This is a genomic window from Microcoleus sp. K1-B1 (assembly GCF_036704705.1).
Taxonomy (GTDB): domain Bacteria; phylum Cyanobacteriota; class Cyanobacteriia; order Cyanobacteriales; family Microcoleaceae; genus Microcoleus.
In genome coordinates, this window is record NZ_JAUBSH010000002.1 from 126431 (window position 1) to 153262 (window position 26832).

Consider the following 26832-nt stretch of genomic DNA (forward strand, 5'->3'; position numbering starts at 1 on the left):
AATGACTAATGACTAATAGAAACAAATTCCCCGGCCTAACCAGGGAACGAAAGATATTAAAAAAAGTAATGTTGTTTTAATAAATTGAATTTGCCAAAAAGTGGCGATAATTTAGTAGCAGCGATTGTTGATTTGAGAGCGGACGCCGGGGCGGGCAGTCCTGTGTAGATGCCGCACCCGATCGCATTTTCCAGTCTCAAGAAAACAGTTGCATTCATATTTGAGTACCACTTAAGCTTGGTTGCTGTTGCGAGTCTGGCTAGCCAGCTCCAACAGTTGCGCCCAGCGTTTTTGGACTTGTTTGGGAGTGCATTTGAGCGCGGTGGCGATCGCCTTGTCGCTTTCTTGATTCCGCTTCATTTCTAACAGTTGCTGCATTTCAGGCGCAAGTTGAGCGCGAAACGCTTCCCATTTGTCCGAAGTCATTCCCAGCTTTTGATCGACATCAGCACCCAGCCATTCGTGGACGAGTTTCCAATTTTGAGTGCGGGCAAATTTTTCGACGTGGTACTTGAAACGTTGTTGCAAATAGTCGCGCTGGCGGGAAGACAAACCGAGCACGCGGTCAATTTCCGAAGCCGAAAGGTCTTGCAATTTTAAAGTTAAGTAATTCACGCATTCTGGCTGATTTTGCGATTCCAGATAGGCGATCAATTCCGAGACTACTCGATCGCGCAGCACAGCATCAGCCGGATCGACAGTTTCCGATACCATTTGCTCGCGCACTTGTTGCAGCGCCGGAGAGCGGCTGTACATTTCCGCATCTTCTCCCTTGCCCGATTCTACAGCCATTTCAATGTCGATCGCAGTTTCGGGAGGCTGGCCCTTAGCAAATCCTTGAGCGCGCAACACGATCAGGCGTTGGCGGTTGCGGCCGGGCAAACCGATTTGGCGCTTGGCGTAGTGTTCGGTAAAAGCCATGTACTCAGCTAATTCTAGCTGCGTGCGGGGCTGGTAGGTGACATCAAGTTGGTGTTCGCGGCGGAAAGCTCGCAGAGATTCGATGTAAAAGCCTTGCAAAAAGTCTTCAATCATGTTGTAGCGAGCTTGGAAGTTCAAGTTCGATCGGAAAGAAGCAACGTGGCGGTAAATCATAGCCGCGAGGTGAGAGTGCAGTTCGACGCGGCCTTGTTTGGAACCGAGGCGGTAGTATTGCAGGATTTTTTGCAACCGGTGCTCGGCCAAGGTGATTTGCCAAGCTTCAACTTCGCCGGAAATTTGGATGCGATCGCTTTTTTGGCAAATCCGTTCGACTTCCTTAGCAATCCGCATCGCCACTGCTTGAGCGCTGCGGCTGGAAGTTTTCATTTCCGCTTGCAATTCTTTGAGGGCGAAGTTAGCCAAAGCGAGGATATCGATGCTTGGAAGAGAATTGATTTCGGCGGTTTGTTCGCTGGATGCAGCCGGAATGCTGTTGATGTCAGAAGCGGTGTTGCAGTTGACGGTGTTGGTGGCAGTTTTGAGAGTCATGGCGTTTATCGGGTGGTAGGGCACAGCGGGTGTGCGAGGACATTTGTCAGAGAGTGAGGTGGCAGTTGCTGGCGGTTTCGCTTGCTGTGCTGATTCAACTCTCTATACATTGAATGTTACGGAAGTAGAGATAACCGCAGTGATGCCAGTGTTCCACTCTCTCATGCAACAGTTTTTGGCTGCTGAATCTGATTCTAAGCGCTGGCTGTGGAAGATTGATTTTATTGCCGTTAAAGCCTTACTGTACAAGCATTCTGAGCTGTTATTTGGGTGGGCGAGCGGGAGGAAAATTGAGGGTGCTGCCAGGCCGCTGAGTGGACAATCTAATAACTGGCTATTTGAGGCGGTTTTGGCCGTTATAGATTGTGGAATCGAGACTCGGCAGAGTGTAGCTAACTGCAATGTATTCTGAAGCTACGGCACAGTAATTCGGAAACCCGGTTAATCTGGAAATTTGATCTTATCCAAGAAGGAAGAAGGAATAAGAAAGAAGCAAAGAGAGCTTTGTTGGCAAACAATTCACCCTGATTCTTTCTCTAATACCAAAGTCACCGGCCCGTCATTCTCGATCGAGACTTGCATCATCGCTCCAAACAAGCCTGTTTCGACTTTTAAGCCGCTCTGGCGCAACTTTTCGACAAATTTTTCATAAAAAAATTCGGCTCGTTCAGGAGCTGCAGCTCGGTCAAAGGAAGGTCGCCGACCTTTGCGGCAGTCCCCATAGAGCGTAAACTGACTCACAACCAGCAACTCGCCGCCGATGTCTTGTACGGACTTGTCCCAGCGCCCGGTATCCCCCGTCGTGTGGGGAAACAAACGCAATTCCAGGCATTTGCGAGCCATCCAATCGAGTTCTGCTTCGGTGTCGGTGTCTGCAATACCTACAAGCAAGTTAAGTCCGCGGCCAATTTTGCCGACAATTTGACCGTCTATTTCGACTTGAGATGATTTGACTCGCTGGAGGATGACTCGCATGGGAAATCGGTAATTGGTAATAGGTAATTACTCGTTACCAGGCTCTGGCCTGGTAACGCAGATCCAGAGGCTCTGCCTCCTATCTTCCTAAGTACCAGAGAGGCAGAGCCTCGCTTACATCGGTTCCCAGGCCAGAGCCTGGGAACCAGTAGAATATTTTACTGTTAGTTTTTCCCAAAACCTTTGCCGCGACTGGTTGAAGGCATACAAAGACAGTTTTCGAGTTGCGATCGCAAAGTCTCGGTATCCAAACCCTGACCGATGAGAACAAGCTGGTTTTTGCGATCGCCTTTCCACTCATCGTCATCCATCGAAAATCGCTTCCCGCTCAAGTGAAAAATATGTTTTTTGGGACTTTCTTCAAACCACATAATCCCTTTCGCGCGAAACACGTTTGTTGGCAGTTGTTTGTCTAAGAAATATTGAAATTTCCTCAGAGAAAACGGCTTGTCGCTTTGGAAAGAAATTGAGGTAAATCCGTCATTTTCTAAATGGTCGGAGTGGTCGTGATGGCTGTGGTCGTGATGGTCGTGATGGTCGTGATGGCCGTGGTCGTGATGGTCGTGATGGTCGTGATGTTCGTGGTTGTGATGGTCGTGATGTTCGTGGTCGTGATGGTCGTGATGGTCGTGACTGCTAGGAGTTTCTTCAGATTGGAAATATTTGTCCGATTCAAACAATCCGACGCTGAGGACAAGCGGTAGGGGAACTTGCGATTTTACTGTTCGCAGAATTCGAGCACCTTCTTTGACATCGCGAATTTTAACTTCCAACAAATCTAAATCTGCTTCTTCAACCAAATCAGTTTTGTTGAGGATAATTATATCGCCGTAAGCTATTTGACTGTAAGCTGCTTGAGAGTTGAACAAATCTAAGCTGTAGTTAGCTGCGTCTACTAATGTAACTATCGAATCTAGACGAGTCAGGTCGCGCAGTTCTGTGCCTAAAAAAGTCATCGCTACTGGCAGCGGGTCGGCGAGTCCGGTTGTTTCGACTACCAGATAATCGAGATTTTCTTGACGTTCCAGAACTTTGTAAACTGCATTAACTAAATCTTCATTAATTGTGCAGCAGATGCAGCCGTTGTTCAGCTCAACCATGTTGTCGTCGGTGGTGACAATCAGTTCGTTGTCGATGCCGATTTCGCCAAATTCATTTACCAAAACTGCTGTTTTCAAGCCCTGCTGGTTGGTCAGGATGTGGTTGAGCAGGGTTGTTTTGCCGCTGCCGAGAAATCCTGTAATGATTGTAACGGGCAATCCGTGTTTGGGAGCGTCCATCGCCGGTTCTGTCTCGGACTGAGTTGTAGATTGCATAGCTTGACTGTCAAATAAGGTCTGAAGCTTAAACTTGTGGTTCTTATTGTATCTTATATGAATTCCGAACAGCGCGTTACCAGCGCTAATTATCGGAAGTTGCCAACAATTAGATCGCACCCTGTTTAATTTGGCGATCGAATTGTTGGCAAAAGTACCTCTAGGAGTTGGTCTGCAACGTGTTTCCAGGTAAACCCAGCCGCTACAAATTTGGGGCCTGCTTCGCGAGAGCGATCGCACAACTCCGGCTGTTCTATAATATTTTTCATTAAAGCGATCGAATGTTCTAAATCTGGCATCAGGCGAAATATCTGCCGATCGTTAGAAGTACCTTCTTGAAACGTACTTTCGACGTGCCAAGCAAAATCGGGAGTTGTAAAATCATCCGTCGGGCCGCCTTTAGTGCAGATGAGCGGCAAGCCACAAGCGATTGCTTCTAGTGCTGGCAAATTGAATCCTTCTGCTAAATAAAGAGATACGTAGGCATCGGCGGCTTGATAAAGTTGAGCCATTTTTGCAAAAGGTAGTGTTTCTCCTATGTAAGCCATGCGCGGCAAAACTTTTTCTGCTTCCTCAAATGTCAGTTCGTCTATGTTTTGAGCGATCAAAGAATCCGACTCATATATTGATTCTTCTCCTTTCAATACTAATCTGGCTTCGGGATAACTTTCAACTACAACTGCGAAAGCTTTTAACAATAAATCGATGCCTTTATTGGGAGATCCTGCACCGATATTCAAAAATACAAATCCGTCCCATCCTAGCTGTTTCCGCAAAGCTTCGCGTTCCGCATTTGTTAAAGGTTTGTAAATATTCGGATCGATGCCGCAGGGTATGACAATTGTGCGATCGGGATTCGCACCGCTGCGGATAAATCCGGTTTTCGACCACTGGGAAGGCGTAATAATAATTATATCGGAGTTGCTGTGTCCTTCGCGGAGGGAATCTGCGCCCGTTATTCTAAAGTTTTCGTTGTGCAGAATTCCCCATTCTGTTGTGGCAAACAAGCACGTCTGTTTTGTATTTGAGGGTGCAAAATTGTAAGGTACTGAGATCCGTAACGTAGCGTCTGCTTTTAGAGACGCGGAAGGGTGGGGAATATTTTTTATTGCTGCTTCAGCATTTGCGTCTAACAAACCGATTGCTGGCTGCCAATGTTCGTCTAGATAGGGGATATCTTTGTGAAAAATTTCTAAGTTAGGATATTTCAGCATTTCTAGTAGCTGAAATTGATTGGCGATCGCGTAGGAGTGTGGCAAAAATCGCCAGCCTTCAACAATTATACGCATTTATTTGTTAGTTGTTAGTTGTTAGTTTTTGTTAGTTACTACCGCTCGCCCATCACTCATTGCCCCTTACCAAGGCCCAGTTACCAATTACCCGTTACCCTAAAAAAAGGGTTATTGGGTTAGAAAATTATTGAGTTAAAAGTTTATCTGTCAATTTTATAGCTCGTAGTTTCGGGTAAGATGGTATATAGCAACTGGTCGAGTTCGTGTTTCCTAGGAAATTTTTTAGCTAGAAAACGGGGTTATGTAATTCTACAGGGCAAACGCATCTAAATTGCCGGGAGAATAGTAGTAGTGTTGTGAGGAATAGCCACCGCTATCGGCAGTCAAATATCTTTTCAATAAACTACAGCTATCGATAATAGTCGCAACAAGCACGGTAAAATTTCCGCTTGTTGACATGATGCGTTTGCCCTGTGTAATTCTAGCTTGGGCTGTAAGTGCAGGTTGGGCGATAACTGTCTGCATCAACTGGTCAAATGTTCCCAGTGGCGAGCTAAAATAAAGAGTTTTTTTTGCTCTTTCCACCGACATAAATTTACTTTCTACTTACTTTTTACGGGCAGTGCAAAGTCTGGGTGAGCGAAATCGTCGGGAATGCCGCCGGCTGTGGCGAATATGGTTGTTTCGACTACTAGATAGTCGAGATTTTATTGGCTGCTAAAACACTGTAAACTGCATTAATCACTACCAATAAATCCTGTAATGATTGTAACGGGTAAGCCGTGTTTGGGAGCGTCCATCGCCAGTTCTGTCTCGGACTGAGTTGTAGATTGCATAGCTTGACTGTCAAATAATGTCGATCGCACTTTCTTGGTGGCTCTTATTGTATCTTAATTAGGACAAGGCCTGGTAAACCCAGTTTCTCGGAGAAATGTTGGGTTTGGTGGCATGGTATCTACGCATCAACCCGCAATCAGCCCGATAGTGCAAAATAAGTGCGCCGCTAATTATCGGCAATTGCTAACGCGATCGATCGCACTTTTTTATTTTTTTGATAATTTTTTTGTTCGGAGTACCTGTGGCCGTTTGCCTGCAACCAGTTTTCCCGGTAAATTCAGCAGCGACCAATTTGGGACAGACTCAAGCTGAGTGCGATCGGCAAATTCCCGCTAATCTATAGAACCCATTTGAGATCTTTTTACGCGGTGGCTAGTCTTTTAAGCATCAGTCTGATAAAGCAAAGCTTGAGTTTGGCATTTGAACAAGCGAGTGTGCGATCAAAGTTTTTGACGCCAGCATTTGCATCTTTCCACCCAAGCGTTTGAACGTTCTCTTCCCCCATCTAGCCGAGGACACAAATCCAGATTGCCCTTTAGCGTGCTTTTCGGCTTTTGATGGCCCGGCTGCGAGTTCAAATTGAATCTTAGCCATAATCTGAGGATAAATCTCCTCCAAGGCAAGAGTTGCGTTTCTCAGGGTGATACCCGTTGTCTAACAAGATGGTAGTTTTGGGAAGTTCGGCAGGTTTAGATTTGAAGTAATCCATGTTTTGGGACAGCATTTCAATCAGCTTGGAGATCATCCGATAAGCTAGCTTTGGTACAGTGGGTAAAGAAGGGAAAGCCAAGTATATCGACAACTAGATGTCTTTTGATGCCAAAGGGTGCATTTGTAGACACAAAACCCTTTAGACTCCTCACTAGCATAGAAGCGTGTTTTTCTCCCATGAGTGAGTCAATCATGATTAGGGTTGTCCACTGCGGTTTTTTTTTGACTTGTTAGCGCAACTTACTATGTAACTCGGTCATAATCCGATCAAGTACACGGCCCTCACACCACTTTGGGTAATGCCAGAAGACAGTAGAATATGGTGGTATATCTCTGGGCAAGTCTGACCAATTACAACCGTTCTTGAGTTGATCAAATATTCCCGAAAAGGATTTGCCGCGTAAGTCCACACCGGAGGTCTAGTTTTCTTCTTTTGGGGCCGTAATGGCTCAATAATTTCCCACTCCTTATCCGTGACATCGCTGGAATAACCGATTTTCAACCCCAATCTGATTAAATTTACCTCTTTTTGTCAATTTTACTCGCTCGCCCAGGGAGCATCTCACTTTTGCAGCCAAGCTAGAAATTGGAGTTTGGAGGCCCGATACTGCCAGGTCCGAGGCTGCGAGGAAAGAGGAAGAAAGAAGGAGCCATTGGAGGCAGCAGACAGGAAGAAGGAGGAAGAAAGAAGGAGCCAGAAGAAGTGTTTTTACAAATATGAGATGCTCTCCTCGCCCAAAAGATCTCAATTGGGTTCTATAAGCGGTAGTCTTCGATTGTAATGGGGTTGAGGTATTTTTGGTGGAGTGTGTGCGATCGCCTTTAAATTTGAGCCAGAGCGATCGCCCCATCTACTAAAAATCACACTCGGCTAACAGATACGAGCTGAGCAAAGTCTTCCAAGCACTCCACCAATCAACGGAACATCAACAAACTCAGCGATTGTTGCACTTCCGTGAACAACAGAAAACCACTGGCAAGTTGCTAATGTGACTGCTTGTTGGAGGTACCAGATTAATTGTTAGCGTCGGTGTCTAGCCAGGAATTTAAGCGCCTTGAAAGCTCTACCAAGGTGGATTGAACATCAAGCTAGCAATTCCTCAAAGTCTATTGTCTAGAGAAGCTACTACCATGTCTCTGCCAAACTCATCCCTGAATCTATTTAAACTTAAGCGCAAACTTTCCCTGCGATCGCTCTTGATAGTCCCGTTTGTCCTACAAATCTTCGTAGCAGTTGGACTAACGGGATATATTTCCCTGCGGAATGGACAGAAGGCAGTCAATGATGTTGCCACTCAGTTACGTCAAGAGATGAGCGATCGCCTCAATCTGGAAGTTCTAAACTATTTGGAAAAACCTTATATTGCCGGACAAGTGATCGTAGCTGCCGCTGAAGAGAGTCAGCTTGATTTAACAGATTTCACCAAACTGGAACGAACGTTGTGGCGATTAGTCAGCCAAAATACCCTCGAAGACGTGCAAATTGGTTTACAGGATGGCACGAATATTGCTCTAGATACAACAATCAATGACGGCATCGTTTCTCGCCTCAGTGACAAAGCCCGTCTACCTCAACGCCGATTCTACAAACTTGATAATCAAGGTCAACGGGTCGCACTGCTCAAAACTCAGGCAGAGTTTGACCCTCTGACTCGACCCTGGTATCAAGTTGTACAGGAAGCTGGAAAACCAGCCTGGACATCTGTGCCCTACCTCAGCAGTTCGTATCAATCGGCTACGCTGGCTCTATCCCAGCCGATTTACAATCGCGATGGAACGTTACTAGGGGTGCAAAAAAGCACCTTTCGGCTGGACAAGATTCATCGTTTTCTGAGCGAGTTGAAGGTGGGTCAAACAGGACAAACGTTTATCGTAGATCGATCGGGCAATCTGATTGCCAGTTCCACGATCAAACAGCCTTACATTCTGGATCTTAAAAATGAGGAGTTGCAACAAATTCCTGCCGTCAAGTCTGAAAATCTTGTAATTCGTACCACCGCGCAAGCCATCCTCGATCGAGTTGGCAAATTCAACGCTATTGCACAGAATCAACAGCTTGATTTTATGCTGGCAAATCAGCATCTGTTCGTTCAAGTTTCAGCCATTCGAGACGAACGCGGCATTGACTGGTTGAGCGTCGTTGTGGTGCCTGAATCAGATTTCATGGCGCAAATCAATGCCAATACTCGCACCACAATTTTACTGTGTCTAGGGGCTTTGGTGGTGACGACTATACTGGGTCTTTTTACTTCGCGTTGGATTACCAAACCGATTTTGCAGCTACAAAAAGCCAGTCAGGCGATTAGTTCCGGACAGTTGGATCAAACACTTCAGGTGCAAGGTATTAGTGAATTAGAATCGCTGGCAGATTCCTTTAACCAGATGGCGGGTCAACTCAAAGCCTCCTTTATCGAACTCGAAAGCCGTGTCGAGGAACGCACCGCAGAACTGAAAGAAGCAAAACTTGTAGCCGATGGGGCGAACCAAGCAAAAAGCGAATTTCTCGCCAATATGAGCCACGAACTCCGCACTCCCCTCAACGGTATTTTGGGCTATGCTCAAATCCTCAACCGCAGCAGCGCATTGCCAGTGAAAGAACGTCATGGGGTAGAAATCATTCACCAGTGTGGTTCTCATTTGCTGACACTGATTAACGATGTGTTGGACTTGTCCAAAATTGAAGCCGGTAAATTAGAACTCACACCTCAAGCGGTTCACTTTCCCTCATTCCTCCAAGGTGTCGCTGAAATCTGCCGCATTCGTGCAGACCAAAAAAACATTGACTTCGTTTACGAGCCCGATCCACATTTGCCTGAAGGAATTTTTGCCGATGAAAAACGGCTGCGTCAGGTGTTACTCAACTTGGTGGGAAATGCGATTAAATTCACCGACAAAGGTTCTGTTACCCTCAAGGTTGCCGTAGTTGAGAATCATCCCAATCCGTCCACTCGCGCTTTCAAATTTCAAGTTAAGGATACGGGTGTAGGAATTGCGCCCGATGATTTGGAGAAAATTTTTCAGGCTTTTGAACAAGTGGGCGATCGCCAGCGCCAAGCCGAGGGCACCGGTTTAGGACTCGCGATCAGCCAAAGGATTGTCCAACTCATGAACGGACAAATCCAAGTTAATAGCCAACCTGAAGTCGGGAGTGAGTTCTTTTTTGAGGTGGAACTGGCGATCGCCACCGATTGGGTACAGCAAAACTCCTTCACAACAGGAAAACAAATTATTGGTTATGAAGGACAACGACGCAGCATACTTGTAGTAGACGATCGTTGGGAAAACCGAGCCGTTCTCGTCAACTTGTTAGAGCCACTAGAATTCCAAGTTAGTGAGGCCGAAAATGGACAAGAAGGATTAGAAAAAATACGACAGTCTCAACCTGACTTAGTGATTACAGACTTGGCAATGCCAGTCATGGATGGCTTTGAACTGCTCAAACAAATTCGCAGTGCAAATGATTTGCAACACCAGAAGATCATTGTCTCTTCTGCATCAGTGGGACAAGCTTATCGACAGATGAGTTTAGATGCAGGGGGAAATGATTTCCTGGCAAAGCCAGTGGAACTCAGTGAATTATTTAACCTCTTAGTTACTCATTTGGAATTGGAATGGAAATATGAAATGACAGGCTCCAATGACTCTGAACCCTCCACTCCAACCACTGCATTAGAAAACCCAGAAGGAATGATTATTCCTTCCCCTGTAGACTTAAAGAAGTTACTAGAATTGGCACAGCAAGGCAACTTAAAAAGGCTACGATCGCACACAGAGCATATTGCTCACTCTAACCCTCGCTACGCTAATTTTGCCTCACAAATTCTTCAGTTGGCCAAGCAATTTAAAGCCGAAGAGATTGAAGAGTTGCTACAACAACATCTCACAGAGAAGAAAGCCGATGTGTAGTCCTCAATTAATTCTGGTGGTGGATGATACCCCTGCAAACTTAGAAGTAGTTTGTGAAACCTTAAGTGATGCGGGGTACGAAGTAGCAACCGCAATCAACGGCGATCGCGCTCTTAAGAGAGTCCAAGCTTATCCTCCCGATCTGATCTTACTCGATGTTCAAATGCCAGGAATTGATGGCTTTGAAACCTGCAAACGTCTGAAGGCAGATCCGAAAACAGCAAGTATTCCCATCATTTTTATGACCGCTCTCTCGGATGCTGATAGTAAGGTGAAAGGATTTGTCTTGGGTGCTGTCGACTACATCACCAAACCATTTCAAGAACAGGAGGTACTAGCACGGGTAAAAACTCATTTGCAGCTACGACAGTTAACTAAAAATCTCGAACAGCGTGTAGCTGAGCAAACGGCTGATTTAGAAGCAGCACTTACACAACTGCAACAGTCTCAGCTTCATTTAGTCCACACCGAAAAAATGTCTGCTTTGGGGAATTTAGTGGCGGGTGTCGCGCACGAGATTAATAATCCGCTTGGCTTTATTGCGGGCAATCTGAAACCCGCTCAGGACTATATTAAAGACCTTTTTCAACTGATCGCCCTTTACCAAAAAGAACTCCCTTATCCAAGTGCCATGCTACAGGAATTCCTGGAGGAAATAGACTTGGAATACTTACAAGAGGATTTACCCAAGTTAATCGATTCGATGCAACAAGGAGTCGCTCGCATTCACACAATCAGCACCAGTTTAAGAACCTTCTCGCGTTCTGATTGCGATCGCCCCATTCATTACAATATCCACGACGGGCTTGACAGCACAATCTTGATTCTCAAGCATCGCCTCAAAGCCAACGAATGTCGCCCGGAAATTAAAGTCATCACAGACTATGGCGATCTGCCACAGGTAGAATGCTTTGCCGGACAGTTGAATCAAGTATTTATGAATGTGCTTGCAAATGCGATCGATGCGCTTGAAGAATCAAATAAAGGACGCAGTTTTGCTCAGATCAAAGCCAACCCCAACCTGATTACTGTCAAAACCCAATTGTCGGAATCTCAGGCAGTGATCCGAATTCATGATAATGGAATTGGGATGACGGATGCGGTGAAGCCAAAAATCTTTGAGCATCTGTTTACCACCAAAGGCGTGGGGCAAGGAACAGGGCTAGGATTGGCGATCGCTCATCAAATCGTAGTCCAGAAACACTCTGGAACTCTAGAAGTTAACTCAACTTTAGGTGAAGGTACAGAGTTTGTGATTTCAATTCCGGTGAAGGATCTCGCTGTAAAAGACATTCAGGCAACGATCTGCGTTGACGCAGCATAACAAATCGTTGCAGCGGCAGCAGAAACATGATTAATCGCCTCTTCAAACCCTCCAAACTATTGATATAGTAGTACGCGGTGCAAAAAACGGTAAACCATGACAGCCACAAATCTCGTCAATAAATTTGAGTACAAACCCCTATACAAGCCAAATCAATTAATTTGCGGAACGGGGCAAACAGCCATTGTCAGTGGCTGGACAGTCAAAAGTGCGATCGGCAAAAAATTACAACCCAATGAATTTGCTGTCATCGGACAACTATACTCTCCTACTCGCGGCATCAACTTCTTAATTAGAAACTTGCTGTGCAATCCCCACGTCCGCTTTTTAGTAATTCTCAACGCTACCAAAGAAGACCGCAACTCCGGTGCCGCAGCGTGCTTAATCGACTTTTTTCGCAACGGCTTTGAAGCCGGCAAAAGTGATACTGGTAGAGATTGCTGGTTAATTAAATCTTCAATATTTGGCTACATTGATATTGAAATAGCAGCAGAAGCCTTAGAACTATTGCGTCATTCAATCGAATGGAAAGAAGCCATAAATATAGCAGAAACAGTGACTTTTGTCAAGTCTTTTTCCGAAAAAGCAGTGGTTGAACCTTGGGGAGAAACCGTAACTTTTCCATTAGTTGAAATCGTCCCGACTGTACTCCCAGGTCAGAAATACGGACACAGAATCGAAGGCAAAACTATCGCCGAAACTTGGGTAAAAATCATCCACCGAATTAAGACCACCGGCACCTTACGGCCGACTGGTTATGACGGACAATGGCAAGAATTAATTGACTTAATGGCAGTGATTACAGATGAACCTGCCGAGTTCTATTTTCCCGAACCAAATTACTTACCAATAGACCGTGATTTCCTTGAACAGTACAAACCGCAGATGCTGGAAGATGCCCCATATAACGAAGGCATTAAATATACCTACGCACAGCGGATGCGATCGTGGTTTGGACGAGATCAAATTGAAGAAGTTATTGCCAAACTAATTAAGGAAATTGACGCAGCAAGTGCTGTAATTAGTCTGTGGGATGCGGGCGGAAATGTTAACAGAAGACCTGACGGTTCCTCCGACCACCAGCACAGCGGCAGTCCTTGTTTAAATCACATTTGGGTGCGAGTTGTAGACGGTGAAATATCGCTAACTGCAACTCTCCGCAGTAATGATATGTTTGCGGCTTGGCCGGCTAATGCAATGGGTTTGCGGGCTTTGCAGCAGCACATTCGAGATGAAATTGCGAGGCGTTCCGATTATAATTTGACAATGGGGCCGTTGGTAACGCTGAGTCAATCTGCTCACTTGTATGACGATACCTTTGAAAATGCCGATCGACTAATTCAAACCCAATATGCTAAAATCTGCGAAGATCGAGACTTTTTCGATGCAGCAGGCAATTTTTTAGTTGAAGTAGCCGACAATCAAATAGTTGTCACGCAAACCACCCCCGGCAGTGGCGAAGTTGTCACCTGTTATTCTGGAAAAAACCCTCTCAAGTTAGTGCGAGAAATTTGTGCGGCTTCCCCTGCCATCAAAGGCGAGCATATTGGTTATTTGGGAATAGAATTGCAAAAGGCGGCCGAGTGTCTGAAAACGAGCGAGCAATACATTCAGGATCGAAGATGAATTTAGAAGAAGACAGACCGACTTGGGATGAATACTTTTTAATGTTGGCAAAATTAGCCGCTACTCGATCGACTTGTTTGGCTTTTCCTGTAGGCGCGGTGATAACTAAAAACAGGCAAGTTTTAGCAACGGGTTACAACGGTTCGCCGTCAGGTTCGGCACACTGTACTACTCAAGGCTTCTGCTATCCTGGTTTGAGTAGTTGCGACGCCAGCAAAACTTTGCCCTCAAGGGCGGTTCACGCGGAAGCAAATGCGATCGCCAAAGCTGCTAAACACGGTATATCTACTGCTGGGGCTAGTATTTACGTCACTTTAGAACCCTGCATCTATTGTTTGAAATTAGTCATTGCGGCTGGAATTCGAGAAGTGTTTTACGAAACGAGTTTTAACAGCGGAGAAAAAGCTGCTTTGAGAGATACTTTTATCAGTGAAGGTATTGTTGAGTTAAAACAAATTCAGCTATCTGAAGAGACAGCAAAAAAGGCGGCGTTGTTTTTGTTGCATCCTACATCTGTGGCCAAAAATTTAGTATAGGATGAATTCTCCCCGTGGTTGTCGCAGCCACAGGAAATAACTGTGCTGTGTCCCTATAAATGATATTTATTTGCTGGCAATTTGTAGGGATACGGCACTGCCGTATCCTAAATCCCGCGTGATATCATTTCCGGTTACACCGGAATGATGTTGACTGTTGACTGTTGACTGTTGACTGTGAACAGTGAACAGTCAACAGTGAACTCGGATTTACTATTCCGATGCTAACGGATTTGATACGATACAAGTGATATTTATTTTACCCTTTGTAAAGACACAGCACTGCCGTGTCCTTCCAACAAATAGAGATGGCAATTGACCCAAAAACGGCATTACAAATTGTGAATACCGTGTAGTTGAATTAATCAAACTCATTCACAGCTTGCAAATAGTCGATCGCCGCATCTATCCTCGAAGAATACTTAAAAGCAAACTGATCGAACCAATATCCCTCATCGGAATTTTTATCCAACTTTTTCAGCCAAACCTGAGCTTGCCTAACTTTCTGTCTGTGCGTTTGTACGTCCAACTGCTGCCCCGCGACTTTTTCTGCTGGCTGCTGTTCCTGTAAAGCTACTTCCTGAGCTTGATTTTGTGCTTCGTGCTCAGCCTTAAGCGGTTGCTGTGAAGCCGCTTCCTGAGCTTTATTCTGCGCTTCGTACTCAGCCTTAATTTGAGCTAAGTCCTTATCCAAAGGACTAGCATACAAATTTATATCTGATGTTTTAAATGTTGAATTTGACGGCGCTTGTGCTGGCACCGGCGCCTGAGTTTTCAACTCAGCATTTTTTTGAGATGCTTGATACTCTGCCTTAAGTTCACCTAACAGGCGATCGATCGATTCCATAACTTAAACCCCCTAAAAAATGCTGCTGGGCTAACTGGCCCAAATATAATCGCGTGAACTTCGCCCGCCTCCTCAATCAGTTATTGCATTCAGCAATACCTCTGTCAGGGTCATTCCTTCAATATCATCCATCGTGACAGTATCAACGATATCGAATTTAGCCCCGGCGCTTTGCAGTTCGTCATCCAATATCTTGAGAAACTTAGTAGCTTCCGGCGCATTTCCTACTTGAATGAAAGAAATCGCCAACTCTTCATCTCGATCGAGCTTCCGAGAAGCCTCTATAATCGTTTTCATCACTTCTTTGCGATCGTCCGGTTCCCCGTCCGTCACCACTAATATTGTTTCCCCATTTTGCTTGGTCTTACCGGATGCTTTGCGCTGAAAAAAATTGTTCAGAGCGTCTTGCAGAACAGCAGCTAAATTGGTAGTCCCCGAAGGTTCATTTTCTTGGAAAATTTGCACGACTTTAGCTGATGTTACGTTGTCGTAGCGCTTGAAGCGACCGGAAAACACATAAACTGTTATGCCATCAGGATCAAGTTCTTCGCATTTATTCGCTAATGCGATCGTCGATTCTTGCATGAGCGCCCACCGAGTTTTACCGCCCATTTGGTCTTTTGTGTACATACTGCCGCTTTTGTCAATAATGATGGTATAATCGCGGTTCTGAAGCATAAGATTTTTCCTGTTAATCAATACTCCGGACAGTTTTTGGAACGGTACTACAAGCCTTACAGGGCAAGCATCATAAAAAAGTCGAATTAAATGCAAGTCAGGGGTAGAGGTGACATTGATTTAATTATCCACGCTCGCCTCAAAGTCCTAGGGAATAAGCCATTGGGCCATAGAAAAAGTGTCCGGACTATTGGTTAATTAAGTTCCAAAAATATCAAAACCAGCGAGCAGAAGCTGTTGAGCTTTAGTTGCTCGCTGCGTTTTTTAGTTGATTTGCGATCGCAAATACCGGAATTTAAGCTGCAACTAAAGCATCTTTAAGTGGCTTCCAGCTAAAAGCTCGATCGCCCCCCATCTCCACTGCTATTTTAACTCGCGGTTCTAACGTCGGCAAAACAGTCAAATACTCAATCTCCTGACTCGACAAAATCTGCCCTTCAATAATCCACAGCACCAGTCCTTTTGCTTTAGGTGGCAAATTGTCTAATTGAGTTTTCAACATCGGTGGCACGTAGTATGTATAACCCACAGCCGCTTCGTTGCCAGTAGTTTTCTTGCCCAAATGTGGCGGTCGCACGCCGTGAACCCCCGTTAAATACATCGCCAAATCACCCAAACCCCGCGCCGAAATCGTGTACGCACCGTAGCCCGCAGCCCTCAGCCTGCGGAGGTAGCGCCCCTCAAATCCGCCCTCTAAAGGAACGTACAGGGCCAGCGACCCCGACTTTTCCAAATCCCGAATCAGATCAGATCCCGTCGTAATCAGTCCCATAAATTTGTGTTTCCTGCTGTATCAAAATTTGGTCGATCGCTGCTTGCGAGCTGGAAATATTATAAATCTTAAAGTTGAGCCTAAAAATTCTCATCCCGGCCTTGACAAACGGCAAACACTTCATGTACTATTGTGAATTGTCGCCGTAAAGGATACTGAGTGGTTTGCTGCTCAAGTCCTGGCACAAACAAGCAAGACCGAGACAAAACTCGGAGATCTAGCCGGTAAAAAGCCGCGAATCTCAACCCTTGCAAGACTTCCACAAGCTCGCTCCCAAATTTAAAACTCAAATTTTAAACACCGAGGAAGGCTGTTGGTTGATAACAGTTAATTGCAGGAACATTGAAATAAATGTTTCTGCACAAGAGCAAGCGGATTGACGTAAATTTCGCAATCCGAAACCTCTTGCGTAAATAAAAGGAAGAAAATCCGTGTCTGTAGGCATTCTTGGCACTAAACTAGGCATGACTCAAGTGTTTGACGCCGAAGGGAGAGCCATCCCCGTCACCGTCATACAAGCAGGGCCTTGTACAGTAACTCAAATCAAAACAAAACAAACTGACGGCTACGGTGCCGTTCAAGTTGGATACAACGAAGTCAAACCAAAGGCTCTCAACAAGCCAGAACTAGGACACCTTGCCAAGTCGGGGGCGAATCCATTGCGCCACTTGCAGGAATACCGATTGGAAGACACCAGTTCCTTTGAATTAGGTCAACAACTAAAAGCAGATACTTTTACACCGGGACAAATAGTAGATGTCATCGGTACCAGCATCGGTAAAGGTTTTGCAGGTTTTCAAAAGCGCCACAACTTTAAACGAGGCCCAATGTCTCACGGTTCCAAGAACCACCGCGAGCCTGGATCGATCGGACCTGGAACTACTCCCGGTCGCGTTTATCCTGGGAAAAGAATGGCAGGACGTATGGGCAACGTTCAAGTCACCGTCCGCAAACTAACAATTGTCCGGGTGGATACAGAGCATAATTTGCTGCTAATTAAGGGAGCAGTTCCCGGCAAAGCTGGCGCCTTAGTCAATGTTGTGCCTGAGAAAAAAGTAGGACGTTAGTCAGTAGTAAGTAGTCAGTAGTCAGCAGTCAGTAGATAGTGGTTGGCCGTTAGTAGCAAGCAATAACTAAGAACTAAAAGCTGAAAACTAAGAGCTGAAAACTAAGACCTGAGAACAGACAACAGACGACAGACAACAGACAACAGACAACTAACAACAGACAACTAACAAAAGACAAAGGACAAAAGATATGGTTAACTGTGTAGTGCGAAATTGGCAAGGTGAAGAAGTTGGAGAAACAACTTTAGAACTGCGCGTAGCCAAAGAAGAAAATGCGTCTCACATCGTTCACAGAGCATTGACGCGGCAACTGAATAACGCTCGTCAAGGAAATGCTTGCACCAAAACTCGATCGGAAGTCAGAGGCGGTGGCCGCAAACCTTGGCGTCAAAAAGGCACGGGTCGAGCCAGAGCAGGTTCTATCCGTTCTCCGCTGTGGCGGGGCGGCGGTGTCATCTTCGGGCCAAAACCGAGAGACTTTGAAGTCAAAATGAACAAAAAGGAACGCCGTCTCGCTTTGCGGACAGCATTCCAAAGTCGCACCGAAGACATCATTGTGGTTGAAGAATTTGCAGAGCAATTTCCGAGACCGAAAAGCAAAGAATTGCTGAGTGCGATCGCCCGCTGGGGCATCGAACCCGATACAAAAGTTCTGTTAATCTTGCCAGAACCGCAACCAAACGTCTACTTATCAGGACGCAACATCGAATTAGTAAACGTCATCTTGGCAACCTCCCTGAATGTTTACGACGTTCTCGCGGCTGACAAAATTATCGTCACATCTACAGCCATAGCTAAAATTCAGGAGATTTACGGTGAGTAAAATCGACCCCCGCGACTACGCAGATTTGATCCAGCGTCCGATTCTCACCGAGAAAGCTACCCGAATGATGGAATTAAATCAATTCACATTCGACGTAGCCCCCAAAGCGACAAAGCCTCAAATCAAAGCTGCAATCGAAGAACTATTTAAGGTCAAAGTCATCGGTGTCAACACCCAAAACCCGCCGCGCAAAAAGCGTCGAGTTGGCAAATTCGTCGGCTTTAAACCTTGTTACAAGCGAGCAACCGTAACTCTGACCGACGGAGACTCGATCCGCAAACTCCTATTCCCAGAAGTCTAGACGATTTTGGATTTTAGATTTTAGATTTTAGATTTTAAATTGCGGTTAACTGGTGGGAATTCTCGAACCAGAAAACTCGTAAGTTAACCAAATATCGCCAATCTTCAACCTAAAATCTAAAATCGATAAACGTCAAATCCAAAATCCAAAATCCAAAATCTAAAATAGATCGATTATGGGCATCCGTTCTTACCGACCTTATACCTCCAGCACCCGAGAACAAACCGTCTCGGACTTTGCTGAAATTACCAAATCAGAGCCAGAAAAGTCTCTAACCAGTAATAAGCACACCAAACAAGGCCGCAACAACCGAGGCGTCATTACCTGTCGCCACCGGGGAGGCGGTCACAAACGGTTGTATAGAGACATCGACTTCCGCCGCGACAAACACAGCATTCCCGCTACTGTCAAGGCGATCGAATATGACCCCAATCGCAACGCCCGCATCGCCCTCCTGTTCTACAAAGACGGCGAAAAACGGTACATTCTGCACCCGCTCAACTTAAACGTCGGTACAGTAATTGTCTCAGGCCCAGACGCGCCGATCGAAATCGGTAACGCCCTCCCCCTGAAGAACATTCCCCTCGGTACCAGCATCCACAACGTCGAGCTAGTACCCGGAAAAGGCGGACAAATCGTTCGCTCCGCCGGCTCCAGCGCTCAGCTAATGGCAAAAGAAGGTAGCTACGTCACCCTCAAACTGCCATCCGGCGAACAGCGCAAAGTCCGCGCCGACTGCTACGCCACCATCGGTCAAGTCGGCAACACCGACGCCAGAAACATCAGCCTGGGTAAAGCAGGTCGCACCCGCTGGAAAGGTCGCAGACCCACCGTTCGCGGTAGCGTCATGAACCCGGTAGACCACCCGCACGGCGGTGGCGAAGGCAGAGCTCCTATTGGGCGTCCGGGGCCTGTCACTCCTTGGGGTAAACCAGCATTGGGTGCAAAAACTCGACGCAAAAACAAGCGCAGCGACGCTTTAATCGTCCGGCGCCGCCGCAAAGCTTCCAAGCGCGGCAAGGGCGGCAGACAAAGCTAGTCATCAGTCAGCAGTCTTCAGTGCTTAGTTATTAACTGCTAACTAATGACTGAGGACTGATGACCAATGACTGCTGAAAGCTGACTAATGACTCCTGAATTACTAAAAAAATCATGTCTCGATCGCTAAAAAAAGGGCCTTTTGTCGCAGATGCTCTGATGACAAAAATCGAAAAACTCAACGCGGCCGGCCAAAAACAAGTAATTAAAACTTGGTCGCGCTCTTCCACAATCCTGCCCCAAATGGTAGGTCACACGATCGCCGTTCACAACGGCAGACAGCACGTACCCGTCTACCTCACAGACCAAATGGTAGGTCACAAACTCGGAGAATTTTCCCCCACTCGCACCTTTAGAGGTCACGCGAAAAGTGGTGATAAAAAGGCAAAAAGATAGCCGAATTAGGTGACAGGTAATAGGTAATCGGACAAACTTTTTCCCAATTACCAATTACCTTTTTCCCAATTACCAATTACCAATTACCGAAATCGAAATGGCTATAGATACCACATCCGAAATTAAGGCGATCGCCCGTTACATCCGGACATCCCCCTTCAAAGTGCGCCGAGTCCTCGACCAAATTCGTGGCAAAAGCTACCAAGAAGCGCTGATTTTACTCGAATTCATGCCCTACCGCGCCTGCGAACCAATCGTCAAAGTTTTGCGATCGGCAGTAGCCAACGCCGAACACAACGCAGGATTGGATAAATCCAAGCTAGTAGTGTCTCAAGCTTACGCAGACCAAGGCCCAGTCCTCAAACGCTTTAGACCCCGCGCTCAAGGTCGCGCCTACCAAATTCGCAAGCCAACCTGTCACATTACCGTAGTAGTAGCTCCGCTCCTAGAAAACTAAACCAGGGAAAAACGTAATAGGTAATAAACAGCTTAAAGTTGAAAAATGGGTAATCACCAATTACCAATTACCAATTACCAATTACCAATTACCAATTAACTCATCAACTATTATGGGCCAAAAAATACATCCAATTGGTTTTCGCCTCGGCATTACCCAAGAGCACCGCTCTCGCTGGTTTGCCGATCCCAAAAACTATCCAGAACTCTTGCAAGAAGACTATAAAATTCGCAAGTACGTTCGTAAAACCCTCAGCAATGCTGGGATTTCCTCGGTCAGAATTGAGCGGAAAGCCGATCAAATCGACCTAGAAGTGTTCACCGCCAGACCAGGCGTTGTCGTAGGCCGCGGCGGAGCAGGCATCGAAACCTTGCGCGTCGGTTTGCAGCAGCAACTCGGTAGCAACCGCCAAATCCGCATCAACGTCGTCGAAGTCCAGCGAGTAGACGCCGATGCCACACTGATCGCGGAATACATCGCTCAGCAACTAGAACGGCGCGTATCCTTCCGCCGAGTCGTCCGCCAAGCTATCACCCGCGCCCAAAAAGTCGGCATCCAAGGCATCAAAATTCAAGTCAGTGGACGCCTCAACGGTGCAGAAATTGCCCGTACCGAATGGACACGGGAAGGAAGAGTCCCCTTGCACACGCTGCGGGCAGATATCGACTACTCCTACTGCACTGCTCAAACCATCTACGGTATTCTGGGCATTAAAGTTTGGGTTTTCAAAGGCGAAATTATTCCCGGACAGGAACAAGAGGCTGCACCAAATGCAGCAGTGCCCCGCACCAAACAAAAGCGCCGCCGCCAGAACTTTGAAGATCGATCAAACGAAGGCTAGCTAATTGTTAACTGTTAGTTGTCATTTGTTAAGTGTGAGTGGTTCCCAACCAATTAGCAATTAGCAATCACCAATTACCAATTACCAATTACCAATTACCCAACTCCCTTTCGCCATGTTAAGCCCTAAAAGAACGAAATTCCGCAAACAACAGCGCGGGCGAATGAGCGGTATTGCCACCCGCGGCAATACAGTTAGCTTTGGCGACTTCGCGCTCCAAGCCGTCGAACCCGCCTGGATTACTTCCCGCCAAATAGAAGCCGGACGCCGCGCCATGACCCGCTATATCCGCCGGGGTGGCAAAATTTGGATTCGCATTTTTCCCGACAAACCAGTCACCGAGCGCGCAGCAGAAACCCGGATGGGTTCTGGTAAAGGCTCACCAGAGTTTTGGGTTGCCGTGGTCAAACCGGGCCGTGTAATGTTTGAAATTGGCGGCGTAAGTGAAGAAACTGCCCGCGAAGCCATGCGTTTGGCATCTTTCAAATTACCAATTAAAACCAAGTTCATCACTCGCGAAGAAGGCCAGTCATAGCGAAGAGCGAAGGTAGAATTAGGTCTGTATTAATCAGCATTTTAAACGGCTACAGCATTTTAAAATCTGGCTTTCATAACTTTTCTTTCCTTCGACCTTCAGCCTAAGAGACAATTATGTCTTCTGTCATACCGCTCGCTAACGAGAAAGCACACAATTATGTCTTTGACCAAGATTAAAGAAGCTAGAGAATTAAGCGATGCTGCTGTAGCAGAGCAAATTTTAGCCGTCAAGCGCCAACTAATGGAATTGCGGCTCCAGCAAGCTACCGGCCGCATGGAAAAGCCTCACCTGTTCAAGCACGCCAAACACCGGCTAGCTCAATTGATGACAGTTGAACGCGAGCGCCAAATCGTTGCTGAGAAAGAAGCGGCAGAAAAATCAGCCGCTAAAGAAACTGCCGATTCTGCTCCCAGCCCAGAAGTCAGCCCAGAGTGAGCAGCAGCCTAGCCTCTGCTCACACAGTAGCTAAAAAAAAGTCAATTGCACAACAAAAATAGGTAGCTATGGCAATTAAAGAACGAGTTGGCGTAGTAGTCAGCGACAAGATGGATAAAACCGTCGTGGTAGCAATCGAAAACCGCTCCTCCCACACCAAATACGGCAAAATCGTAGTCCGCACCAAGCGGTACAAAGCTCACGACGAAGAAAATCAGTGCAAATCCGGCGATCGCGTCCGCATCACTGAAACTCGACCACTGAGCAAAACCAAACGTTGGACAGTTGCTGAGATTTTCGGGACAAAAAACGGCTAACAGTTAATTGCGATCTCGCGCTCGCCCGATCGGTACTTAATTAATCAATTAGTCGTCAACAGTCAACAGTTAACAGTCAACAGTTAACAGTCAACAGTTAACAGTCAACAATCACCATGATTCAACCCCAGACATACCTCAATGTCGCCGACAATAGCGGAGCCCGCAAACTGATGTGCATCCGCGTATTGGGAGGCGGCAACCGTCGCTACGGCGGAGTCGGCGATGTCATCATTGCCGTCGTCAAAGACGCCATCCCCAATATGGCTGTCAAAAAATCAGATGTCGTTCGGGCTGTCATTGTCAGAACCCGCAAAGGTTTGCGTCGCGACAGCGGCATGAGCATTCGTTTTGACGATAACGCCGCCGTTATTATCAACGTAGACGGCAACCCCAAAGGCACTCGCGTCTTCGGCCCCGTCGCCCGCGAATTGCGCGACAAAAACTTTACTAAAATCGTTTCCTTAGCCCCGGAGGTACTTTAAAATGTACGGAAAAAAGGGTAAACCAACTAGCGAGCCGCAGCGCTACAAAATGCACGTCAAAGCAGGCGATACCGTGCAAATAATTACTGGCAAAGAGAAAGGAAAAGTCGGAGAAATCTTAAAGACATATCCTAAAGTCAGCAAAGTAATTGTTAAAGGTGTAAACATCAGAACAAAGCACGTCAAGCCCCAGCAAGAGGGAGAGTCCGGGAAAATACTCACGTTTGAGGCTCCCATTCACAGCTCAAATGTCATGCACTATTCCGAAAAAGAAAAAATAGCTAGCCGCGTTTGCTATACATTTAGCGAAGACGGTCGGAAACTGCGACAGCTCAAAAAAACTGGAGAAATCATCGATCAATAGTGATTTGTTATCAGTCATCGGTCATTAGTCCGCCTTCTGACAAGTGACTTTTAAACTCATAACTAACAGCTAACATCGGTGGGACGGACAATCGACAAATTCCCTGACCAAGCCCAGGGACAGTTAACGAAACACAAAAACTATGCCGGACAAACTCAAAGTTCTTTATCAAGGAAAAATCGTTCCCACACTGATGGATCAGTTTAAATATACTAATATCCATCAGGTTCCCAAACTCGTCAAAGTCACAGTGAACCGCGGTTTGGGAGAAGCATCTCAAAACGCTAAGGCACTGGATTCGTCGATCAACGAAATTGGCATCATCACTGGTCAAAAACCAGTTGTGACGCGGGCGAAAAAAGCGATCGCAGGCTTCAAAATCCGCAAAGGAGTACCCGTCGGCGTTATGGTGACGCTGCGCGGCGATCGGATGTACGATTTTCTCGATCGGCTGATCAACCTCGCACTTCCCCGAATCCGCGACTTCCGCGGCATCAGCCCCAAAAGCTTCGACGGGCGCGGCAACTACAGCTTGGGTCTGAGAGAACAGCTAATTTTTCCAGAAATAGAATATGACCGCATCGATCAAATTCGAGGCATGGACATTTCAATTATCACCACAGCAAACACCGACGAAGAAGGACGCGCCTTGCTTAAAGAAATGGGAATGCCGTTCCGGGACAACTAAGCACTAGAGTAAGAAGCAAAAGATGGCAGCTAACGATACCATAGCAGATATGTTGACGCGCATTCGCAATTCTTGCATGGCGCGCCACCAAACAACGCAAATTCCAGCTACAAAAATGACCCGCAGCATCGCCCAAGTCCTCAAAAGTGAAGGCTTCATCGGCGAATTTGAAGAAGCAGAAGAAGGGGTCAAGCGACATTTAGTGCTTTCTCTAAAGTACAAAGGTAAAACTCGCAAGCCCATTATCACGGCACTTAAGCGAGTCAGCAAACCAGGACTGCGCGTTTACTCGAACCGTAAAGAATTGCCCAGAGTATTAGGCGGAATTGGCATTGCCATTATTTCCACCTCCAGCGGCATTATGACGGATAGAGAAGCTCGACGCCAAGGTTTGGGCGGTGAAGTGCTTTGTTATGTTTGGTAGTCATTAGTCATTAGTCAGCAGTCATTAGTCATTAGTTATTAGTTATGGGTTAGTGGTTAGTAGCAAATAATGACAACTAACAACTAACAACTGACAACTAAAAACTGACAGCTAACAACTGACAACTGGCAACTAACAACTGACAACTGACGACTAATTAACTAAAAACAAAGGACAAAAAACTATGTCGCGAATTGGCAAGCGTCCGATTAGCATCCCCACGAAAGTCACCGTCACCCTAGACGGTCAAAAAGTAGCCGTCAAAGGCCCTAAAGGTGAACTTTCCCGAGTTATCCCAGCCGAAATCCTCATGGGAATTGAAGGCGAGACTTTACTCGTTACCCGCCGAGACGAATCTCGCGTCGCCAGACAACTGCACGGCTTGTGCCGCACCCTAGTCGCCAACATGGTCGAAGGTGTATCTCAAGGTTTTCAGCGGCGTCTCGAAATTATCGGCACAGGTTATCGGGCACAGGTTCAAGGACGGAACCTGATTTTAAACGTCGGTTACAGCAAACCCGTTGAAATGCCCCCTCCAGAAGGCATCACAATGGCAGTGGAAGGCAACACCAACGTCATCGTCTCTGGCATTGACAAAGAACTCGTAGGCAATACAGCAGCCCGCATCCGCGCGGTGCGTCCGCCCGAAGTCTATAAGGGCAAAGGCATTCGCTACAGCGGCGAAGTCGTCCGGCGCAAAGCTGGTAAAACAGGCAAAACAGGTAAGAAGTAACAATGAAGCTTACTCGCAAAGAATCAGTCCAGCGCAGACACCGCCGCGTTCGGCGCAAGGTGTTCGGCACCTCCGAACGTCCCAGACTAGCGGTATTTCGCTCAGAGCAGCACATCTACGCTCAAGTAATCGACGACACCGCCCAGCACACTTTGGCCGCCGCGTCAACCCTCGATCCCGAATTGAAGTCAACTCTCAGTTCAGGCGGCAACTGCTCCGCGAGCGTGCAAGTCGGTCAGTTGATTGCCAAACGCTGTTCCAGCGCTGGCATAGTCAAAGTCGTATTCGATCGCGGGGGCAACCTCTATCACGGTCGTGTCAAAGCCCTCGCAGAAGCAGCTCGCGAAGCGGGGTTAGACTTTTAGGAAGAAGGAAGAAGGAAGAAGGAAGAAGGAAGAAGGAAGAAGGAATATACAACAAAATTCTTAATTCCTAATTGTTAATTTCTCATTTCCAACTACCAGTTACTAATCCCCAATTCCCAAAGAACAAAACTATGGCAGAACAAAAAGAACAGCGCAACAAGAAAAAAAGCAGCAGCAACAACAAAGGGCGCGAAAAAGAATCCGAATGGCAAGAACGGGTTGTTCAGATTCGGCGCGTTACCAAAGTAGTCAAAGGTGGTAAAAAACTCAGCTTCCGCGCCATAGTCATTATTGGCAACGAACGCGGTCAAGTTGGAGTAGGAGTCGGCAAAGCTAGCGACGTAATCGGTGCCGTTAAAAAAGGCGTCGCTGACGGCAAAAAGCACCTAATTGAAGTCCCCCTCACCAAATCTAACTCCATCCCTCACCCCATCAACGGTGACGGTGGCGGAGCTAAAGTGATGATGCGGCCGGCCGCTCCAGGAACCGGGGTAATTGCAGGGGGAGCAGTGCGAACTGTTCTCGAACTAGCAGGAGTCCGCAATATCTTAGCCAAACAGCTAGGTTCTGGAAATCCCTTAAACAACGCCCGAGCCGCAGTCAATGCCCTCTCCACCCTCCGCACCTTGTCCGAAGTTGCTCAAGAGCGCGGAATTCCAGTAGAAAATCTCTACGGTTAGGGCAGGCGAGAATGGGAAACTGTAAGTTTTGAGTGTTAAGTGCTTGCGGTGAAAATAAAAAAATCCGCAACTTAAAACTCACGCACTCAAAACTACTGCCTACCCCCTCTCTAAATACCAATTACCAATTACCAATTACTAAAACTATGAGATTGCAAGACGCCCGACCCAAAGCAGGCTCCCAAAAGCGCCCCCGACGCTTGGGCAGAGGTATTTCTGCCGGTCAAGGCGCGAGCTCCGGCAAAGGGATGCGCGGTCAAAAATCTAGAGCCGGTAGCGGCACTAGACCCGGTTTTGAAGGAGGTCAAAATCCTCTCTACCGCCGTCTCCCCAAGTTGAAAAGCTTCCCTCTAGTGAACCGGAAAGAGTACACTACCATTAATGTAAGTAAATTAGCATCGCTGCCAGCAAACACCGAAGTTACTCTCACCTCTTTGATCCAAGCAAAAATTGTCACCACAGACGACGGGCCGCTGAAAATCTTAGGAGATGGTGAACTGAATGTACCTTTGCAAGTGCGCGCCTCCGCTTTTACCGCAGGTGCTCGCACCAAAATTGAAGCTGCAGGCGGAAGTTGCGAATTAGTTGCGTGAAGATTTGAGGTTTGAGAGTCTGTCCAAATCTCAAATCCTCAACCTTGCTATCAGAAA

32 protein-coding genes are annotated in these 26832 nt (G+C 46.7%); 23 read left to right on the forward strand and 9 right to left on the reverse strand.

The features are described 5' to 3' along the window. Positions 1-231: 231 nt before the first annotated feature. Positions 232-1470 (reverse strand): HetZ-related protein, encoded by a 1239-nt coding sequence (locus QUA83_RS01110; RefSeq protein WP_333290951.1) that lies wholly within the window; start codon positions 1468-1470, stop codon positions 232-234. Positions 1471-1513: 43 nt separating this feature from the next. Between QUA83_RS01110 and QUA83_RS01115 the strand changes: the two genes are divergently transcribed. Further along, entirely contained in the window at positions 1514-1882 is a 369-nt protein-coding gene (locus QUA83_RS01115) for a hypothetical protein (RefSeq protein ID WP_333290952.1), read from the forward strand. A 107-nt stretch (positions 1883-1989) separates the two neighbouring features. Here QUA83_RS01115 and dtd read toward each other — a convergent pair whose 3' ends face one another. The 5 genes from dtd to QUA83_RS30520 form a co-directional block, all read right to left on the reverse strand. Further along, positions 1990-2445 (reverse strand): D-aminoacyl-tRNA deacylase, encoded by a 456-nt coding sequence (gene dtd / locus QUA83_RS01120; protein WP_333290953.1) that lies wholly within the window; start codon positions 2443-2445, stop codon positions 1990-1992. A gap of 164 nt (positions 2446-2609) precedes the next feature. Continuing rightward, positions 2610-3761: a GTP-binding protein gene (locus QUA83_RS01125; RefSeq protein WP_333290954.1), complete on the reverse strand. Its 1152-nt coding sequence runs from the start codon at positions 3759-3761 to the stop codon at positions 2610-2612. Positions 3762-3886: 125 nt separating this feature from the next. After that, the gene (locus tag QUA83_RS01130; protein WP_333290955.1) at positions 3887-5050 is read right to left on the reverse strand and encodes a glycosyltransferase; all 1164 of its coding nucleotides are present in this window, start codon (positions 5048-5050) and stop codon (positions 3887-3889) included. 252 nt (positions 5051-5302) lie between these two features. Then, positions 5303-5584: a hypothetical protein gene (locus QUA83_RS01135; RefSeq protein WP_333290956.1), complete on the reverse strand. Its 282-nt coding sequence runs from the start codon at positions 5582-5584 to the stop codon at positions 5303-5305. Positions 5585-6771: 1187 nt separating this feature from the next. Further along, on the reverse strand, positions 6772-6951 hold the full coding sequence (locus QUA83_RS30520) for a transposase (protein WP_445301750.1): 180 nt from the start codon (positions 6949-6951) through the stop codon (positions 6772-6774). Positions 6952-7672: 721 nt separating this feature from the next. Here QUA83_RS30520 and QUA83_RS01140 point away from each other — a divergent pair. The 4 genes from QUA83_RS01140 (at position 7673) to QUA83_RS01155 (ending at position 13933) form a co-directional block, all read left to right on the forward strand. After that, a complete protein-coding gene (locus QUA83_RS01140) occupies positions 7673-10447 on the forward strand; it encodes an ATP-binding protein (protein ID WP_333483914.1) in 2775 nt (924 codons plus the stop codon). Then, entirely contained in the window at positions 10440-11771 is a 1332-nt protein-coding gene (locus tag QUA83_RS01145) for a response regulator (protein WP_333290958.1), read from the forward strand. Before QUA83_RS01140 ends, QUA83_RS01145 begins: the two co-directional genes overlap by 8 nt. A gap of 96 nt (positions 11772-11867) precedes the next feature. Beyond that, positions 11868-13397: a thymidylate synthase gene (locus QUA83_RS01150; protein ID WP_333290959.1), complete on the forward strand. Its 1530-nt coding sequence runs from the start codon at positions 11868-11870 to the stop codon at positions 13395-13397. Next, complete coding sequence (locus tag QUA83_RS01155) at positions 13394-13933, forward strand: dCMP deaminase family protein (RefSeq protein WP_333290960.1); 540 nt, start codon at positions 13394-13396, stop codon at positions 13931-13933. Before QUA83_RS01150 ends, QUA83_RS01155 begins: the two co-directional genes overlap by 4 nt. A 361-nt stretch (positions 13934-14294) precedes the next feature. Here QUA83_RS01155 and QUA83_RS01160 read toward each other — a convergent pair whose 3' ends face one another. From QUA83_RS01160 to QUA83_RS01170, 3 genes are all read right to left on the reverse strand, one after another. Beyond that, positions 14295-14780 carry a salt stress protein, Slr1339 family gene (locus QUA83_RS01160; protein WP_333290961.1) on the reverse strand — a complete coding sequence of 162 codons (486 nt, stop codon included), beginning with the start codon at positions 14778-14780 and terminating at the stop codon, positions 14295-14297. Positions 14781-14852: 72 nt separating this feature from the next. Continuing rightward, positions 14853-15458 carry a VWA domain-containing protein gene (locus QUA83_RS01165; protein ID WP_333290962.1) on the reverse strand — a complete coding sequence of 202 codons (606 nt, stop codon included), beginning with the start codon at positions 15456-15458 and terminating at the stop codon, positions 14853-14855. A gap of 295 nt (positions 15459-15753) precedes the next feature. Continuing rightward, on the reverse strand, positions 15754-16230 hold the full coding sequence (locus QUA83_RS01170; RefSeq protein WP_333290963.1) for an NAD(P)H-quinone oxidoreductase subunit N: 477 nt from the start codon (positions 16228-16230) through the stop codon (positions 15754-15756). A 431-nt stretch (positions 16231-16661) separates the two neighbouring features. Here QUA83_RS01170 and rplC point away from each other — a divergent pair, with 431 nt between their 5' ends. From rplC to rplO, 18 genes are all read left to right on the forward strand, one after another. Then, positions 16662-17297, forward strand: coding sequence for a 50S ribosomal protein L3 (rplC, locus tag QUA83_RS01175; RefSeq protein ID WP_333290964.1), 636 nt, complete (start codon positions 16662-16664; stop codon positions 17295-17297). Positions 17298-17487: 190 nt separating this feature from the next. After that, entirely contained in the window at positions 17488-18120 is a 633-nt protein-coding gene (rplD, locus tag QUA83_RS01180; protein ID WP_190657994.1) for a 50S ribosomal protein L4, read from the forward strand. Further along, complete coding sequence (locus tag QUA83_RS01185) at positions 18113-18421, forward strand: 50S ribosomal protein L23 (RefSeq protein WP_006634999.1); 309 nt, start codon at positions 18113-18115, stop codon at positions 18419-18421. The genes rplD and QUA83_RS01185 overlap by 8 nt, the downstream gene beginning before the upstream one ends. Before the next feature lie 175 nt (positions 18422-18596). After that, positions 18597-19460 carry a 50S ribosomal protein L2 gene (gene rplB, locus QUA83_RS01190; RefSeq protein WP_015178705.1) on the forward strand — a complete coding sequence of 288 codons (864 nt, stop codon included), beginning with the start codon at positions 18597-18599 and terminating at the stop codon, positions 19458-19460. A 113-nt stretch (positions 19461-19573) separates the two neighbouring features. Then, entirely contained in the window at positions 19574-19855 is a 282-nt protein-coding gene (rpsS, locus tag QUA83_RS01195) for a 30S ribosomal protein S19 (protein ID WP_006634997.1), read from the forward strand. Between the two features lie 97 nt (positions 19856-19952). Beyond that, entirely contained in the window at positions 19953-20312 is a 360-nt protein-coding gene (rplV, locus tag QUA83_RS01200) for a 50S ribosomal protein L22 (RefSeq protein ID WP_015178707.1), read from the forward strand. Between the two features lie 112 nt (positions 20313-20424). Continuing rightward, a complete protein-coding gene (gene rpsC / locus QUA83_RS01205; protein WP_242719701.1) occupies positions 20425-21153 on the forward strand; it encodes a 30S ribosomal protein S3 in 729 nt (242 codons plus the stop codon). Positions 21154-21268: 115 nt separating this feature from the next. Next, a complete protein-coding gene (rplP, locus tag QUA83_RS01210) occupies positions 21269-21688 on the forward strand; it encodes a 50S ribosomal protein L16 (RefSeq protein WP_333039615.1) in 420 nt (139 codons plus the stop codon). Positions 21689-21847: 159 nt separating this feature from the next. Next, positions 21848-22126 (forward strand): 50S ribosomal protein L29, encoded by a 279-nt coding sequence (gene rpmC / locus QUA83_RS01215; protein ID WP_333290965.1) that lies wholly within the window; start codon positions 21848-21850, stop codon positions 22124-22126. Between the two features lie 68 nt (positions 22127-22194). Continuing rightward, entirely contained in the window at positions 22195-22443 is a 249-nt protein-coding gene (gene rpsQ, locus QUA83_RS01220) for a 30S ribosomal protein S17 (protein WP_006634992.1), read from the forward strand. Positions 22444-22559: 116 nt separating this feature from the next. Then, a complete protein-coding gene (gene rplN, locus QUA83_RS01225; protein ID WP_006634991.1) occupies positions 22560-22928 on the forward strand; it encodes a 50S ribosomal protein L14 in 369 nt (122 codons plus the stop codon). Position 22929: 1 nt separating this feature from the next. Next, entirely contained in the window at positions 22930-23292 is a 363-nt protein-coding gene (gene rplX / locus QUA83_RS01230; RefSeq protein ID WP_333290966.1) for a 50S ribosomal protein L24, read from the forward strand. 142 nt (positions 23293-23434) lie between these two features. Further along, entirely contained in the window at positions 23435-23980 is a 546-nt protein-coding gene (rplE, locus tag QUA83_RS01235; RefSeq protein ID WP_006634989.1) for a 50S ribosomal protein L5, read from the forward strand. 22 nt (positions 23981-24002) lie between these two features. Continuing rightward, entirely contained in the window at positions 24003-24404 is a 402-nt protein-coding gene (gene rpsH / locus QUA83_RS01240) for a 30S ribosomal protein S8 (protein WP_190737227.1), read from the forward strand. A gap of 184 nt (positions 24405-24588) precedes the next feature. Continuing rightward, the gene (gene rplF / locus QUA83_RS01245; RefSeq protein ID WP_333039622.1) at positions 24589-25137 is read left to right on the forward strand and encodes a 50S ribosomal protein L6; all 549 of its coding nucleotides are present in this window, start codon (positions 24589-24591) and stop codon (positions 25135-25137) included. Positions 25138-25139: 2 nt separating this feature from the next. Next, complete coding sequence (gene rplR / locus QUA83_RS01250) at positions 25140-25502, forward strand: 50S ribosomal protein L18 (protein WP_006634986.1); 363 nt, start codon at positions 25140-25142, stop codon at positions 25500-25502. 131 nt (positions 25503-25633) lie between these two features. Continuing rightward, the gene (gene rpsE, locus QUA83_RS01255; protein WP_190745441.1) at positions 25634-26182 is read left to right on the forward strand and encodes a 30S ribosomal protein S5; all 549 of its coding nucleotides are present in this window, start codon (positions 25634-25636) and stop codon (positions 26180-26182) included. A gap of 146 nt (positions 26183-26328) precedes the next feature. Continuing rightward, positions 26329-26775, forward strand: coding sequence for a 50S ribosomal protein L15 (rplO, locus tag QUA83_RS01260; protein WP_006634984.1), 447 nt, complete (start codon positions 26329-26331; stop codon positions 26773-26775). The last annotated feature ends 57 nt before the right edge of the window (positions 26776-26832 follow it).